This window comes from Arcticibacter svalbardensis MN12-7 (genome assembly GCF_000403135.1).
Classification (GTDB): Bacteria; Bacteroidota; Bacteroidia; order Sphingobacteriales; family Sphingobacteriaceae; genus Arcticibacter; species Arcticibacter svalbardensis.
On record NZ_AQPN01000078.1, the window covers coordinates 55452 to 71629 of the forward strand.

Annotated in this window: 13 protein-coding genes; 5 read left to right on the plus strand and 8 right to left on the minus strand. The window is 37.6% G+C overall.

The window, feature by feature from the left end:
• The first annotated feature begins 23 nt into the window (after window positions 1-23).
• Window positions 24-1517 carry a catalase gene (locus ADIARSV_RS09830; protein ID WP_016195343.1) on the plus strand — a complete coding sequence of 498 codons (1494 nt, stop codon included), beginning with the start codon at window positions 24-26 and terminating at the stop codon, window positions 1515-1517.
• A 96-nt stretch (window positions 1518-1613) separates the two neighbouring features.
• Here ADIARSV_RS09830 and glmS read toward each other — a convergent pair whose 3' ends face one another.
• Window positions 1614-3446, minus strand: a complete 1833-nt coding sequence (gene glmS, locus ADIARSV_RS09835) for a glutamine--fructose-6-phosphate transaminase (isomerizing) (protein WP_016195344.1) — start codon at window positions 3444-3446, stop codon at window positions 1614-1616.
• A gap of 64 nt (window positions 3447-3510) precedes the next feature.
• Window positions 3511-4884 carry a DUF4270 domain-containing protein gene (locus ADIARSV_RS09840; protein ID WP_016195345.1) on the minus strand — a complete coding sequence of 458 codons (1374 nt, stop codon included), beginning with the start codon at window positions 4882-4884 and terminating at the stop codon, window positions 3511-3513.
• A gap of 333 nt (window positions 4885-5217) precedes the next feature.
• On the opposite strand from ADIARSV_RS09840, the gene ADIARSV_RS09845 reads away from it, so the two are divergent.
• Complete coding sequence (locus ADIARSV_RS09845; protein WP_016195346.1) at window positions 5218-6480, plus strand: DUF4270 family protein; 1263 nt, start codon at window positions 5218-5220, stop codon at window positions 6478-6480.
• 2 nt (window positions 6481-6482) lie between these two features.
• Window positions 6483-7520, plus strand: a complete 1038-nt coding sequence (locus ADIARSV_RS09850; protein ID WP_016195347.1) for a Kelch repeat-containing protein — start codon at window positions 6483-6485, stop codon at window positions 7518-7520.
• Window positions 7521-7755: 235 nt separating this feature from the next.
• Here the strand turns inward: ADIARSV_RS09850 and ADIARSV_RS09855 are convergent, their stop codons facing one another.
• Both ADIARSV_RS09855 and ADIARSV_RS09860 read right to left on the minus strand, forming a co-directional pair.
• Complete coding sequence (locus tag ADIARSV_RS09855) at window positions 7756-8082, minus strand: recombinase family protein (protein ID WP_052016990.1); 327 nt, start codon at window positions 8080-8082, stop codon at window positions 7756-7758.
• A 567-nt stretch (window positions 8083-8649) separates the two neighbouring features.
• A complete protein-coding gene (locus ADIARSV_RS09860; protein WP_016195348.1) occupies window positions 8650-9210 on the minus strand; it encodes a hypothetical protein in 561 nt (186 codons plus the stop codon).
• Window positions 9211-9582: 372 nt separating this feature from the next.
• On the opposite strand from ADIARSV_RS09860, the gene ADIARSV_RS09865 reads away from it, so the two are divergent.
• Together ADIARSV_RS09865 and ADIARSV_RS09870 are read left to right on the plus strand one after the other, a co-directional pair.
• A complete protein-coding gene (locus ADIARSV_RS09865; RefSeq protein WP_040299693.1) occupies window positions 9583-10062 on the plus strand; it encodes an RNA polymerase sigma factor in 480 nt (159 codons plus the stop codon).
• A gap of 1 nt (window position 10063) precedes the next feature.
• Window positions 10064-10714 (plus strand): hypothetical protein, encoded by a 651-nt coding sequence (locus ADIARSV_RS09870; protein WP_016195350.1) that lies wholly within the window; start codon window positions 10064-10066, stop codon window positions 10712-10714.
• A gap of 161 nt (window positions 10715-10875) precedes the next feature.
• Here ADIARSV_RS09870 and ADIARSV_RS09875 read toward each other — a convergent pair whose 3' ends face one another.
• The 4 genes from ADIARSV_RS09875 to ADIARSV_RS09890 all read right to left on the minus strand — a co-directional run bounded on the left by ADIARSV_RS09875 (window position 10876) and on the right by ADIARSV_RS09890 (window position 16155).
• A complete protein-coding gene (locus ADIARSV_RS09875) occupies window positions 10876-11670 on the minus strand; it encodes an NIPSNAP family protein (protein WP_040299695.1) in 795 nt (264 codons plus the stop codon).
• A 360-nt stretch (window positions 11671-12030) separates the two neighbouring features.
• The gene (locus ADIARSV_RS09880) at window positions 12031-13653 is read right to left on the minus strand and encodes an NADP-dependent glyceraldehyde-3-phosphate dehydrogenase (RefSeq protein ID WP_040299697.1); all 1623 of its coding nucleotides are present in this window, start codon (window positions 13651-13653) and stop codon (window positions 12031-12033) included.
• A gap of 367 nt (window positions 13654-14020) precedes the next feature.
• Window positions 14021-15463 (minus strand): MFS transporter, encoded by a 1443-nt coding sequence (locus ADIARSV_RS09885; RefSeq protein ID WP_016195354.1) that lies wholly within the window; start codon window positions 15461-15463, stop codon window positions 14021-14023.
• A 29-nt stretch (window positions 15464-15492) separates the two neighbouring features.
• Window positions 15493-16155, minus strand: a complete 663-nt coding sequence (locus ADIARSV_RS09890) for a beta/alpha barrel domain-containing protein (protein WP_040299706.1) — start codon at window positions 16153-16155, stop codon at window positions 15493-15495.
• Window positions 16156-16178: the final 23 nt, after the last annotated feature.

Below are 16178 nucleotides of genomic sequence, written 5' to 3' on the forward strand. Positions count from 1 at the left end.
AACGGGAATAAACCCTTGTAATTATGACGATCAATAAACAAAAGCTCACTACCGCTTCAGGAATGCCTTATACGGAAGATGAGAACTCAATGACTGCTGGGCCAAGAGGTCCAGTTCTGTTGCAGGATTTTATACTTCATGAAAAGATGGCTCATTTTAACCGTGAGCGCATCCCTGAACGTGTAGTTCATGCAAAAGGGTCTGGAGCATTCGGAAAGTTTACGGTAACACATGATATTACACAATATACAAAAGCTAAAATATTTAATAAAATAGGGAAAGAAACCCCAATGTTTACCCGCTTTTCTACAGTAGGTGGCGAAAAAGGATCTGCAGATACCGAACGCGATCCTCGTGGTTTCGCTATGAAATTTTATACGGAAGATGGTAACTGGGACCTTGTGGGTAACAATACACCTGTTTTCTTTATCAAAGACGCCAAAAAATTTTCTGACTTTATCCATACCCAGAAGAGAGACCCGCGTACCAATTGTAAAAGCGCTACTATGATGTGGGATTTCTGGTCACTGAACCCGGAAAGTTTACATCAGGTAACGATATTAATGTCAGATCGGGGCACTCCATACTCCTTCAGGCACATGCACGGTTTTGGAAGTCACACCTTCTCCTTAATAAATGAAAAAGGCGAACGCAACTGGGTGAAATTCCACTTTAAAACCCAGCAGGGGATTAAGAATTTTACCGATGCTGAAGCTGGATTAAAAAGAGGTACAGATCCTGATTGGGCTCAACGCGACTTGGTTCAATCCATAGAAAGAGGAGATTTCCCTAAATGGGATTTAAAGATCCAGCTGATGTCCGAAACACAAGCAGCTAAATTCAGATGGAACCCTTTTGATTTAACTAAAGTATGGCCTCAGGGTGAGTTTTCTTTAATTGATGTAGGGGTACTGGAACTCAATCGCATCCCTGATAACTACTTTGCTGATGTGGAACAGGCAGCATTCGCTCCTGCACATGTAGTAAGCGGAATCAGTTATTCACCCGACAAAATGCTTCAGGGAAGAATATTATCCTATCCGGATGCACAACGTTACAGACTGGGTACTAATTACGAATATATTCCGGTAAATCAATGTCCTTTCATGGTGAGCAACTATCAACGTGACGGTGCAATGCGTGTAGATGGAAATGGCGGATCGAATCCTAATTATTTCCCTAACAGCTTTGATAACATTGAAGCAGATGCAAAGTATAAGGAACCAGCTATGGCCCTTGATTCATCCCTTGCTGATTGGTATGACAGGAATGCAGAAGGTGAAAATGACCACTATACACAACCAGGCGATCTTTACCGTTTAATGGATGCTCAAAATAAGGCACATCTGATTGCCAATATTGCAAGCTCCATGAGTGGAATTGAGGGACCTAGAAAAGAAGAAATTGTGAATCGCCAGCTCTGCCATTGGTTTAGAGCAGACTTAAGTTTAGGAATTGGGGTAGCTAAGGCATTAAGTGTTGACATGGAAAAAGCCATGCAGCAGATGCCCGCTTAATTATATATATCATTATTAAATAAAGAAGCCCTGGTTGATCTTATCAACCGGGGCTCTTTATTTATATCAAAAGTAGTTCCCTTCTAAAAGGGATTTTTATTCTACAGTTACTGATTTAGCCAGATTTCTAGGCTGATCTACGTTACATCCCCTTAATACAGCGATATGATAAGATAATAGTTGAAGAGGAATAGTAGCCAACAAAGGCAAAAATGCTTCATTAGACTCCGGAATTTCAATCACATAATCGACCATATCCTTCACTATTTTATCACCTTCGGTCACAATAGCGATTACCTTTCCTTTTCTAGCCTTTACTTCCTGGATATTACTAATTACTTTCTCGTAAGAAGAGTTTTTAGTAGCTATAAAAACTACAGGCATATCTGCATCAATCAATGCAATAGGACCATGTTTCATTTCAGCCGCAGGATACCCTTCAGCATGAATGTAAGAAATCTCTTTCAGTTTCAATGCGCCTTCAAGGGCAACAGGGAAACCACTTCCTCGTCCCAGGAACAAACAGTTAGGTGAATCCTTAAATTTTTCAGCGATTAAAGCAATCTTCTTATCTTCTTTAAAACACCTTTCAATTAGTGCTGGAATTTCATCCAGTTCAGTAAGCAGGTTAACCAACTTGGCATTGTTAATCGTTCCTTTTAGCTGAGCGATATATAAAGCCATTAAGGTTAACACAGTAACCTGTCCGGTAAACGCCTTAGTTGAAGCTACTCCTATTTCCGGACCAGCATGTGTATATACCCCAGCATGTGTAAGTCTTGGAATGGATGAACCCACTACATTACAGATCCCGAATATGGTTGCACCCCGTTCTTTTGCCAGTTCAATTGCAGCAATAGTATCAGCGGTTTCACCAGACTGAGAAATAGCAATTACAATATCTTTTTCAGAAATGATTGGATTCCGATACCTGAATTCCGAAGCATATTCTACTTCTACCGATACGCGCGCAAATTCTTCTATCAGATATTCACCTACCAATCCTGCATGCCAGGATGTACCACAGGCAATGATTACAATCCGTTCTGCGTTCTTTAACTTTTCCGCATAGTCTTTGATTCCACCTAAGCGAACCATGCCCTCAATCGGATAGATACGACCACGCATACAATCCCTAACAGATCGTGGTTGTTCGTAAATCTCTTTCAGCATAAAATGCTCAAAGCCGCCCTTTTCAAGCATTTCCAACTTTAAAGAAAGTTCCTGGATATAGGGAGTTTGAATAATATTATCAATGGATTTAACGATCAGCTCATCGCGTTTTAACAGCGCAATCTCTAAATCTTTAAGGTAGATCACATTCTTGGTATACTCCACAATAGGAGTTGCATCAGAAGCAATGAAATACTCACCTTCGCCTACACCAATAACCATTGGACTACCCTTACGTGCTGCAATTAGCTGATCAGGGAAATCCTTGCTCATAACTACAATTGCGTAAGCACCAATCACCTTATTTAAAGCTAAACGTACTGCCTCTAATAAATCTACAGAATCAGTCTGAATTTCTTCAATTAAATGAATAAGAACTTCGGTATCGGTATCACTTTTAAAAACATGCCCTTTAGCGATTAAGGCTTCCTTAATTACAGCATAGTTTTCAATGATTCCATTATGGATGATAGAAAGCTTTCCATCTCCGGATTGATGGGGATGGGAATTACGGTCTGATGGTTCTCCATGAGTTGCCCATCGGGTATGTCCCATTCCGGTAGTACCTGTTTTATCTGCATCGACAGCAAATGCTTCTAAGTCGCTTACCTTTCCTGCTTTTTTTAGAATTTTTAATCCCCCATTCATCAAGGCAACTCCCGCACTGTCGTAACCCCGGTATTCTAACCGATGAAGTCCCTTAATAACAATATCCCAGGCACTACGATAACCTATATATCCAACAATTCCACACATAATTTTATGATCGAAAGCAGCGAATTTATAAAAAATTGAGCCACATTAGGAAAAACTTAAGATATTAATCCGGACGGGTATAGTAAATATTCAGTTTAATCTTCATATCTGAATTATTTTCTCCGGCCAAAGCAGTCCTTCCTGCAGTAGATAAAACCGGACTAATATTCGCAGTCGTAGTACTTAAAAACTTTTCATCCAATGGAGCTAAGTAGGTATTGTACTGATCAGACTTACCATTAATAAGCCGCTGTACATACGTACTCACATTAAATATATATCGCTTATTCGTCTTATCATAAGGTACTCCTAAATAAGAAACCTGATCAACCACTTGTCGTTGTCCGGCAATATCTGTCGTATATAGAGCCAATCTGGGGAAATTCTCAATTATGGATGTTTCACTTTGATTTTCAACATAAATCACCAACTCCGCTTTATTGATTGCTATTTTCCCAAGCGCTCTAATCTGTTCTAAACTAGGCATGGTAATTTTAGTTCGAAGACCACCCATTGGCTGTGTATAAACAGTGCTGAATGACTGACTGGGGTAGTCAAGCTGCGTTTTAACAGGAGTGCCGGTATAGTCATGTTTAATACTGGCAGAAGTTGTCGTATTGCTTATTGCAAATGTAACTTTGGTCGTATCAAGTGTTGCACTAGTATTTGTTGACCTATAGTATAATTCTAAACCACTTACACCAGTAGTCGCAAGGTCAAAGAAAATAACCCCACCCTTACCATCAGCCTGTTCCTTTTTCACGGTTACATAGAGTCCCTGTATATACTTTTTAAAAGCTGCATCGGTTAAAAAATTTGAAGGGTCAGCATTAAGAAAATGAGTTTCCATAAATGTTCTATCCATTGGAATCCGCAACTGAGGCTGAACTTTTAGCAAAGTATCAGCAGCTCCCTTGATAATCTGTCTTACAAAGACGCTATCATTCCATGTGAAATGTCTCACATTTGATAAGGATCCAATCACTTCTGTACTTTTATATTTCCAGTTTCTAGTGTTAAAATATTGCGAAGATGGCTTATATTCTTCATCTAACTGATGAACAGTAACACTATAGGTTGAATTAATAGAGTCTCCAAAAAATTCCTTTCCATATTTCAGTACCAGAACTCCTGAATCCAATTGGGGACTTGTTCCAAATGTTAATGCCGTAGAAGGTAAGGCAAGACCAACAGCTATATCTGATTGTGTTCTACCAAAAATAGGATCAGTTAAAAGTCCTACCGGAAATTGTGCCAGGTTGTATGCAAGCACACTATCTTCTCTTACAGTTACAGTGCCGATGTTATACTCTTCCAGATAGCTACTGTTAATAGTATCTTGTGGATCAATGTCCAATCCTATATTATCCGTTTTCTGGCAGCTGCTCAATGCAAAGAAGCTTACCAGAATGAATAAGCTCCTGCTTAAATAGTTCATATGTTTATTATAGATCTTTATCATTCAAATATTTGGCGCTAAGATAAAGAAATAACTTTTTCTTTTGCAGCAATGTTAAATGTTGTTAAATACAGGTTTATCCTTTGTTCCGCTATGTTAATGACTGTTAATTAAACATGCTCAATGTCTATCGAATCGTTAAATACTGTTAAAAATTGCCTTTAAACACACCTAAAGGCCATATTTGCAAGACAGAATATACTTTATCATACGATGCGTCGATCCATTAACGGACTATTTAAAATAAAAGTCTACAAAGCACTCCTCCTATTTTCATGTTTACTATTTCTCTTCTCTTGTAGTAAAAACGATATGGTAGGTTTAAATCAAGATGAATTACAAGGAGTAATTATTTCGGACACCTTTAATGTCAAAACATCCACTTTACTTTTGGATTCGTTACCGACTGCAGGAAAAGGGGTTCTATTAGCTGGAACGATTTCAGATCCCGATCTGGGTATAATTACAGCCGCATCTTACTTTCAAATTTCGCCTACAGATCTTAGCGGGATTACTTTACCCGATGATGCTAAGTTTGATTCCATACGGCTCAAGCTCCAGTATTCGGGGTACTATTATGGGGATACCACAGTTAAACAAACCTTATCAGCACACCAGTTAACAGACCGCATTGTAATTGAAACAAAGCCCGGATATCTGGAGCCAGAAGAACAGAACGTGTTTTCGTCCACGGCAACCTTCTACAACCGGAGCAAAGTAAATTACAATACAACTCCGCTAACTTCGAAAACACTTTCCCCACGACCAGCATCCGGAGACAGTATCATGATGGCTCTTCCCAATAGTCTAGGCAAAGAACTTTTCTCTATGATCCAAACTAGTAATACAAAAATCAGCAATACCGAAGAGTTCCTGGATTACTTTAATGGCATTGTGCTCAAGGCAGATGGAAATGCAGTTATAGGCTATAAAGATACGGCTGAAGTTAAAATCTACTATTCCTATACAGGCACAAACGGATTAAAAATAAAAAACGAACTTAAATTCAGTCTCTACGACAACAGTTATCAGTTCAATAGCATCACTGCCGACAGAAGTAACACCGCACTAAAAGACATCAGTTTGCAAAACAAACAGATCGCTTCAGCCATAACTGGCAATAAAACATATATCCAGGGCGGACTGGGTTTGGTTACTAAAATTGAGTTTCCAACAATCAGCTCCATTGTTGGCAATGAAACTATTTCCATAAATAAGGCGGAGCTTATTATTCAAAGCACCAAAGCCTCCGATAAGCCCTATAAGCTACCCTCGGAACTCATTTTGCTAGTCGCCAACCAACACGATCAGCCCCAGTCAACCCTCACAGATGCAGCCGCTGGTACCTCAAGTATCTATTTAAGGAATACGGATGATGGAATAGCAAAAGCCTCGTACAATTACCCTATTACAGATTATATCAACAGTTATGTTAAATCCTATACCAATACTTCTTTACTGCTCAGTCTGCCTATAAGCGACTTACAAAACACGTTAACCCGGCTTGAGCTAGGTTCACAAGACAACTCTTCCACGAAAATTAAATTAATAATTACTTACACTAAACTTTTATAGTTATGAAAAAACTATTCTCATGTATTTCTTTTTTATTCCTTGTCATTTTTCTAGCCGGATGTTCTTCCAATAGTGATGACGATGATTTGGCTGGTGACTGGACAAGACAATCAGATTTTGAAGGCGTTTCCAGAAGTGATGCTGCCTCTTTTGTTATTGACAATATTGCCTATTTAGGCACAGGATTTACTTCAGCAACATCAACTGAGACTAGATTAACAGATTTTTGGAAATACGATCCCACACAGGACAACTGGTTCTCTATTGCCGCTTTCCCAGGAACAGCAAGAAATAAGGCAGTAGCTTTCACAGCAAATGGAAAAGGATATGTAGGTCTGGGTACAGACGGAACAAATGTGCTGAAGGATTTCTGGGAATACACTCCAGGAACCAACACATGGAAACAAATTGCAGACTTCCCTACTACTAAGGGCAGATATGGAGCAGTCGCTTTTGCTATAAACGAAAGCGGATATGTAGGTTGCGGAAACGATGGCGACAATGATCAACAAGATTTTTACCGTTATAACGTAACCAGCAATACCTGGACACAGGTATCCAGTATGAAATCAAAAAGGATTAACCCATTTGTATTTGTAATCAACAACGTTGCATATGTTGGAGGAGGATCCAACAATGGATCAATGGTATCTTCATTTTATGCATTTAATCCTACAGCAAACACCTGGGATAGAAAAACCTCCCTGTATCCACAAGCGACCGATTCAGAAGATAGTGAGGAGATTCAGGATAATGACAATTACGACTATAATCTTCAACGCACATCACCAGCTACATTCGTTATTGATGGACAAGGTTATATTACTACCGGAACAAATAGTTCGGTGCTGAATACAACATGGCAGTACAATCCTTCAACAGATTTCTGGACTGAAGTCGATGTATTTGAAGGAGTATCACGTGAAGGAGCAGCAGGTTTCACTTTAAATAACAAAGGATATGTTGCAACTGGAAGATCAGGAGCAACACGTCTTGATGATCTTTGGAAATTTGATCCAAATACATCAGATGACGATTAGTATCCCTCAATAATAAGACAAATCGAGTAGGAAGATAGCCATTATTTGGCTATCGGTCCTCTCACACCACCGTACATACCGTTCGGTATACGGCTCCAATCAAAAGCAAAAAAACTAAACCTATCAAGACATCACTTAAATTAAACGGATTAAGATAAGGGATGTTTATCTCATACCCTGATTTCGCGTTTAAAAAGGGGGTCTTTAGGTTTTCTAGTCGTATAAAATTTAGTTTTCATACGATTATAAATTTAGGAAATTGGGTCTTTGCTAAAATTAGTGAATTGATTACTGGTATTATAGCTATAAGATGCAGTTTAAGAGCAATTAGCATAAAAGGATTATAGAAAATTGCAACTAGATTAACCAAGTCTCTTAGCGGGCTGCCGAGACGATCCAATTTCCAAACAATCTGATCGCCTTTTCTAAACTTTTTGAGAAGTTTTTTAAGTTCCGGTCTATCTGTATTCTTTCCGGAAATCTTTTCTTGGTAGATATTTGTGCAACCAAATTCAGTCAGCGCATTTTCAATCCTATGCGTTAATCCATGCTCTAATAACAAAGAAAAAGAGACTTTAGGTTGTGTATATGTTTACAATCCACCTGTCCTTAACTTTCAAGTCATCAATCAGACAAATAATGATGATTTCTTTTTTTCTTCTCCTTTATATTCCCCCTCATCAGATATTAAGGTATATTTTAGAAATGGCATCAATAAATTAGATTCAATTACGCCGCCAGTAATAATAAACGACTCAAAGAAGTACTTTTCCTTCTCTACTTCTTCGTCAAAAGCCAGTGATACTTGTTATGTTAAAATAAAAAATCTAAAAGTGGATACATTAGTTTATGCCGTATCAATACCTGATGACTTTTGTCCGCAACCTTATATCAGTAGGATAATTATTAATAAATCCCAATGAATACTACAACAACTGCTGTCATAAAAATAGAAAAATAGTAAGAGACAAAAGCTAATGATCATTTCGTATTCAACATGACTGAACGACTAACATTTCTAAATTTTCATAAAAACATTATTAGCAAGATAGTAACACATTAATTATTGAGATGGATTAATAGGACAGGTATCAGATAGGATCTTAACTGATTAAGCGTCCAGTCGTTTTTAATACGTTGTTGTGTAGCTCTTATAAATTACATTGATTTTTAGGTCCTGCCAACCTGATTTCGTATAGATGCGCTTATTGAAGAAAATACTAACATCATTATCACTTAGAATCAAAATTTTAGAGGGTGAGACAAAATCTAATAAAGATTTATCCGGAACTATAATTTCAGTAAAATCTTTATTTATATGGAACTTTCCATAGCTTGCTTTTTTAGCGTACACTACTTTAATTTCAGGATTATATATATCTGAGGGCTCCGCATACAAAAAGTATGGTTCAGGCCAAAAGTGGGAATATAAATTATAACCGTCGGTTCCGATTAGTTCCAGTTGCGCAGTTTTGATATCTGGAATTTCTTGTAAAAGATCAATAGATTCAAATCCATCGAAATTTATGTCTACTGGATGATCTGCATACGCTGATATAGGATTGTACTTACCCTTCAGTACTTCGGCATTACTCAATTCTTCAGACTTTTTGCACGACAAGACACATAACAAGATCAGTGTGGCCAAAAAAGCAGTTGTAATTCGCAAATCTTTATTCAAGGATTCCATTAGTTAAATTCTTGGTACTAGTACAAATATGATATATCCTGTCTCATAAGCTCGATTTACAAAGATAGGCAATGTAGGTTCAGGATTATTGGTAACAGCTGTAAAAATAATTTTGTCTAAAAATAGCATTGCTGCATTACCCAGATCATCATCACCTAGATGTATGGTAAAAGATGATTAATATCAAAAAAAGGTCGTTTATATGGTAAATTTGCCAATCGCATCAAGGTAGAGTTTACTTTATACGTGACTAATTGGATCTTTTTACAGTAGCTTCTTGTATTTTAATCAAGTTTAAAATCTGTAAAAAAATTATTTTATATTTTCTCTAAGTTTTTCTCCTACTATACGACTAATTATTAAACAACGTTTTTGAAAGAGCAATTTTCATTACTGATAGCAAATCATCAAGGTCTTATTTTTAAAGTATGCAATATGTATTGCAATAACAAGGAGGATAAGGAAGACCTTTTTCAGGACATTGTTTTACAACTATGGCGGTCCTTTCCGTCATTTAAAGGAGATGCCAAGGTATCTACCTGGATGTACCGTATTGCTATTAACAATGCGATTACGCGCTTAAGAAAAGAAACGAAAAGAGAAAAGTTTTCAGGTTTAAATGATGAAGCTTTTGAAGTTATGGTTGAAGAAAACGCTATAGATGAAAAGGCTTTGATGATGTATGAAGCCATAAAAAAGCTTACAGAGGTAGAGCGCGCGCTATCCATGCTCTACTTAGATAATTGCAGTTACAAAGAAATTGCTGAGGTTATGGGCCTATCAGAAACAAACGTAGGTTTTAAGCTGAATAAAATAAAGGCCAAATTAAGATCACTCGTAATAATTGTATAATATGGAACTGGATGAATTTAAAAATTACTGGAAAACAATTCAGGATAAAGAATTTACACAACAAGAACTAACAAACGAAAAATTAGACCAGATTATTATGAAAACAACAGACACTTTAGACTACTTACAAAAAACATCGGCTTACTGGATCAGGACAAATAATACTAATGTCCAAAAGCTTAAAGGTTTGCTTATACCTTTTTTGCTGGTCATCATATTGAAGGCATTTTTAATGGCTGACAAAACTGAAACTATTGAGGCATTTGCAATAAACATAGGTACATCATTAATATACATGGCAATTATTCTAATTCACTATTTCACAACCGTTTGGATATTTAAACGGCAACAAGAAATATTTACCTTGAATAATACGAAAAATTTGAAAGAAACAGTTGCAAAAATTATTGATGATTTTACAAAATATTATGTGAAATTCAACATCATTTACATGTTTCTTTACCCGGCTTATTTTTATTCTATAATTAAGTTTATAACTTTTTGGACCCCATCTACAAATATTCTTTTGCTAACGTGTGCACTATTAACCATTTTTACATTAGCAATAGGACATTTATTACACATACTAAAATACAGTGACAAGATAAAATCATTGAAGACTAACTTAAAAGAGCTGAAGGAAGATTTTTAATCAACACATGCGCGAATGACCATTTATTGCTCCGTTTATCAGCCGGTTACTCTACATAAAATTTTCAAAAAACAGTCGTTTTCTTAGACAATGCAATATAGACTTTTCATGAATTCGTTGTGGCTCAATTCATGAACTCGTTTTAACCTTTACATAACTAGCTAGATCTGCGAATACCCCGTAGGTTGGAGAAATGTAGACGTTATATTGGATATAAGCTTTGAGTTTGCATATTCAGGAATTACACTTATTTTCTTCCATTCAGGATCAGCACCAAAAGACTTCCAGTGCTGGTCGTGCTCGGCCATATCATCGAAGGTAACCATATAAATAAGGTTAGGACGGGCCTCTCCTATGATCGTTTCTCCAAAGAAAACTGGCTTAAAACCTAGCCGTTTGAAAATGTTAATCTCCCCAGCATCATTGAACATCTCACGTTTTTTTGTTCCTGCCGCCTCATTCGCATGCTCATATCTACGCAGCTCGAAAATACGTTTATTCTTCGGTGGGAGCTCTAGGCCAGGCATGTTTTTAAAGGCTTTAAGTAAGGAACTATTTATACGCTCATAAGCCGGTTCTGTTGCCGGAGCATTCAAATATGCAGCTCCTTCAGTAATATAGCGTTTATCCTGTTCAAGCCTATTATTTATCGTTTCAAAATCCTGTAGCGATTGATAAGGGATTAGCGCAATCAACATCGATTGTCCTGAAGGCTTAAGTTCGGTAAATACACCGACGTTTTTGATACCTAATTTATTCAAGGCAGAAATTGCCGCTTTTTCAAAATAGTCTTCCACTAGGCTCTGCTGGTTCGCATCCTTTAATGTATAGGTTCTAAGTTCATAATATAGGAATGTCTTATTTTTAGGTTTAAGTTGAGTAAATCCAATCCGAGGTAGTAATGCTGAAGCAGCACTGCTTAGGATCGTTGTCTTTACGAAAAAACGTCTTTTCATAATAGATGTCAATTTAACAAACATAAATTTTACAAGGATAACGATTGTATTTATTTGAAAGTTTCAATTCACCGGTTTATAATTTCCTACCCTGTCGTATACTGAGAGCGACCCGTCTATATCCACTCTCCCTCCCTTGCTCGCTGCTTGCTCCTCAGTCCACCCTTCTAGCTTCGCCTCGAGACGAACAACCAAAGGGTAACCAAGCCAGAAACAACGAACAACCCAAGAAGCAAGTATACACCCGTTACCTACCTACCTCCTTTCTGTCAACTTCTCTATATAAGATTCATATAAATAAAAAAAGCGCCCTACCTCATTCGAGACAGACCGCTTTTTTAAAAATCCTTTATTTTATGATTAAAAAATATACTTCGTACTTAAGAAATTTGACGTGTTTTCACTCACAATCTCATTAAGTAATTGTTTATTCGTCTCGTTCATCTTTGTAGCAACCAATGACCGCATAGAGAACGACCTTAACGCATCAACTACCGACAAGGTTCCCTCTGCACTATCTTTCCTTCCTGTAAATGGAAATGCATCCGGACCACGTTGACACTGGCAATTTAGATTCACACGACTTACCAGGTTGACCAGAGGGTCAATCAATACAGAAAGCTCTTCTGAATCATTACTGAAGATACTCACCTGTTGACCATGTGTTGATTCGATCAGGTATTCGATAGGTTCATCAACATCAGAATAAGACACAACCGGAATAATAGGTCCGAATTGCTCTTCCCTGTACAGCTTCATGTTCTTATTCACCGGATAAACTATAGCTGGGTACACGAACGATTCAAATGATTCACCTCCATGCTCATTGATCACTTTTGCACCATTCGCAATAGCATTGTCAATACATTCCTTTAAATAAGCTGGTTTACCAGGCTCTGGAAGCGGAGTTAAAGTAACACCTTTTTCCCATGGCATGCCATATTTAAGTTTAGATACTTCGGCGGATAGTAATTGCAGGAATTCGTCAACAACTTTTTCGTGGACGTATATGATCTTTAAAGCGGTACAACGTTGCCCATTGAACGACAAGGAACCTAAAACGATCTCACTAACGGCTAGTTTAATATCGGCATTTGGGGTAACGATAGCTAAATTCTTAGCATCCAGTCCCAATATTGCACGTAAACGATTCACCTTAGGGTGAAGTTTTTTCAGCTCATTAGCAACCTTACTGGAGCCAATAAGTGTCAGCACATTGATCTTTCCTGACTTCATCAGTTCAGGAACAATGGTTGCTCCACGGCCGTAAATTGTATTGACTACTCCTTTTGGAAAACACTCTTTAAACGCATTCAACAAGGGATAAAACAATAACGTTCCATGCTTAGGTGGTTTAAACATAATGGTATTGCCCATTATTAAAGCAGGAATCAGGGTAGTGAAGGTTTCGTTTAATGGATAATTAAAAGGTCCCATACACAATACTACACCAAGTGGTGATCGTCTGATCTGTGCAATGATGCCTTGTTCTATTTCGAAACGGGATGACTGACGATCTACGTCTTTCAATGCGTCGATAGTAGCATAGATATATTCAACCGTACGGTCAAATTCTTTAATTGAATCTGCAAAAGATTTACCAATTTCCCACATGATCAGCTTGACAACGATGTCTTTCTGTGCGATCATCATTTTAGTAAAGTGCTCTACGTGATGGATCCTATCGGCTACACTCATGGTAGGCCATTGTCCGCGACCGTTATTATAAGCGGCAACAGCGGCATCCAGAGAGGACATAGCCTCTTCTTGCGTACAAATGGGATAAGTACCTATCAGCTTTCTTTTATAACCTTCAGCGGTCTTTATACATACTGGAGAGTAAACGGAATGTACATCACCATTCCATGGTTTCATTTCTCCATTACTCAGATATTCCCGTTGATGGACTTCATCGATAAGGAATTCTGAAGGAATCTGGCTTTCCTCAACAAATATTGACTCCAAATTTAACTTTTCACTCATAGTCGTGTTTGATTTTTTATTTGCACATGTACCGTATCAGAAATCGGATTTTTTATAAAAATCAAGACTACCTGAAACGCAACGTAACAGCTTACAAATATACGCGTATAGGTAAAATCTTCGTCCTTTGAATGTAATGACTTGAGGTTATAAGGAATCGGAAAGAGAATTTTCAGTTACTAAAAAAAAGCAAATCGCACCTGTAATACCGATCAGCCAAGCAAAGAAAAACAAAATACATGACGCAAAAAGGCCTCCTGTAAATGAATACAGGAGGCCTTTATTTAAAACTTTATTATTGATAATAAACGCTTGTTGCAACGATCAGGAAAAAACAAATTGTCGCCCTGATCAAGCTTCAGTTAGTCTATAAATCAGTAATAGGTGAATACTTAGGAACCAAAGACTTCATGACAACCCATCCGATAAGGTACGATACCGCACATACTGAAAAGATAATAAAGTATCCAGATTCTATGCCTTTAAAGCCCATAAACACCATTTGTGTCTCGTTTGAATAATCAAACAGCATACCAGAACCCTTATTGATAAAGAATGAACCTATACCACCTGCCATACCACCTATACCAGTGATTGTACCAATCGCTTTCCTGGGAAACATATCACTAACTGTGGTGAATATATTCGCTGACCAAGCCTGATGTGCAGCTCCGGCAATACCGATGATAATAACCGGTATCCAGTAAGTTATATGACCTAACGGTTGTGCCAATAGAGCCAGAAGAGGGAAAAATGCAAAAATAAGCATCGATTTCATACGGCCTGCATATGGATCCATTCCTTTCTTATCCACGAAGTAGGTTGGTAACCATCCTCCGATAATTGATAGTAATGTGATCATGTAAAGTAGAAACAATGGCAATGCACTTTGAGTCGAATCCATACCGTACACAGAGCTTAAATAAGCCGGTGTCCAGAATAAGAAAAACCACCATACACCATCGGTCATAAATTTACCAAATGCAAATGCCCAGGTCTGTTTGTATTTAAAACACTCTGTAAATGTGACTCCCTTTTCAGGAATTCCATCAGGATTAGCTACAAATTTCTTATCAAATATTACATCCTGTTGGATATACGCAAGCTCGGCAGTGCTTATTTTAGGATTTACCTCTGGTTTCTTGTAAATTAAGACCCAGAATCCCATCCACACAAAGCCTAGTGCACCGATAATGATGAAAGCCATTTCCCATCCATAAGCTTTAGCGATAAAAGGAACTGTTATTGGTGCAGCAAGTGCTCCAACAGTGGCTCCAGCGTTAAAGATACTGGTAGATAATGCTCTGTCTTTCTTTGGAAAGTATTCTGCTGTAGCTTTAATAGCTGCTGGAAAGTTTCCGGCTTCTCCTATTGCTAATACAAAACGTGCAAATATGAATAACGTCACACTCACAGTAATAACCATTCCTGTATTATCAACCATAGCAATGTGATGTCTGGCTTCTTCAAACCCTACGAACCAGTTGCCTGTAGTAATACCTGATGTGGCGATTCCGCAGAATGCATGTAGACAAGCTCCGAATGACCATATTCCGATGGCCAGCAGAAAACCTTTCTTTGTGTCTAACCAATCGACTAAACGACCGGCAAACAACATACTTACTGCATAAAAAATAGAAAATAAGGCAGTTATATTTCCGTAATCATTATTTGTCCAGTGGAACTCAGGAGCGATAAAGTCTGTCCATGTTAAGGAAAGTACTTGTCTGTCCAGATAGTTAATTGTTGTAGCAAAAAACAACAAGGAACAAATTGTCCACCTGTAATTGCCTATTTTGTCTTTACCCATTTAAATATTAGTTTGTGGTTAGCGGCAATTTAGTGTTTGATAGACTTGATTGTTTCCATAACCTGTTTGGTTAATACAATCAGTTCATCATACTTTTTATTTTCCATGATGTCTTTGGTTACGAGTTTACTTCCCATACCCACTGCACAAACACCAGCTTTAAACCAACCAGCAATATTCTCACGTTCTAAATCAACGCCGCCTGTAGGCATGAACAATAATTTAGGGAACAATTCTTTAATTCCGGAAAGGAATGATGGGCCTAAAAGGTTACCTGGGAATAATTTAACAAATGTTGCTCCCATGTTTTCTGCTTTGATAATTTCAGTAGGAGTCATACATCCGGGAACCCATAACATACCGTTTTTATCAGAAACTTCAGCTACATCTTCAACAAGTCCGGGGCTAATAATATAGTCCGCTCCTTCGTCAATAAATGACTGTGCTGTTGCTGCATCTTTAATTGTACCGATACCTAAATACATACCTTTAAGTTCAGCATCGCAAACTTTACGCATTGCCTTAAAGTTTGCAAAAGCTGCTTCTCCACGGTTTGTGTATTCTACCGCTCTGATGCCAGCAGTATATAATGCTTTTAATAAATCGATACTTACTTGTGTGTCTTTGTTAAAATAAAGTGGTAAAATTCCTTGTGCAGGAATAACTTTTAAAACTTCTTCTTTCTTACTCATTGTTTTAGAATTTTTAGGAAATA

Bases quoted from the DNA above. Each gene is read 5' to 3' on its own strand.
- ADIARSV_RS09845 (WP_016195346.1), top strand. From the start codon at position 5,218: ATGGTAGGTTTAAATCAAGATGAATTACAAGGAGTAATTATTTCGGAC.
- ADIARSV_RS09850 (WP_016195347.1), top strand. From the start codon at position 6,483: ATGAAAAAACTATTCTCATGTATTTCTTTTTTATTCCTTGTCATTTTT.
- ADIARSV_RS09860 (WP_016195348.1), bottom strand. From the start codon at position 9,210: ATGGAATCCTTGAATAAAGATTTGCGAATTACAACTGCTTTTTTGGCC.
- glmS (WP_016195344.1), bottom strand. From the start codon at position 3,446: ATGTGTGGAATTGTTGGATATATAGGTTATCGTAGTGCCTGGGATATT.
- ADIARSV_RS09885 (WP_016195354.1), bottom strand. From the start codon at position 15,463: ATGGGTAAAGACAAAATAGGCAATTACAGGTGGACAATTTGTTCCTTG.
- ADIARSV_RS09890 (WP_040299706.1), bottom strand. From the start codon at position 16,155: ATGAGTAAGAAAGAAGAAGTTTTAAAAGTTATTCCTGCACAAGGAATT.
- ADIARSV_RS09840 (WP_016195345.1), bottom strand. From the start codon at position 4,884: ATGAACTATTTAAGCAGGAGCTTATTCATTCTGGTAAGCTTCTTTGCA.
- ADIARSV_RS09830 (WP_016195343.1), top strand. From the start codon at position 24: ATGACGATCAATAAACAAAAGCTCACTACCGCTTCAGGAATGCCTTAT.
- ADIARSV_RS09880 (WP_040299697.1), bottom strand. From the start codon at position 13,653: ATGAGTGAAAAGTTAAATTTGGAGTCAATATTTGTTGAGGAAAGCCAG.
- ADIARSV_RS09875 (WP_040299695.1), bottom strand. From the start codon at position 11,670: ATGAAAAGACGTTTTTTCGTAAAGACAACGATCCTAAGCAGTGCTGCT.
- ADIARSV_RS09870 (WP_016195350.1), top strand. From the start codon at position 10,064: ATGGAACTGGATGAATTTAAAAATTACTGGAAAACAATTCAGGATAAA.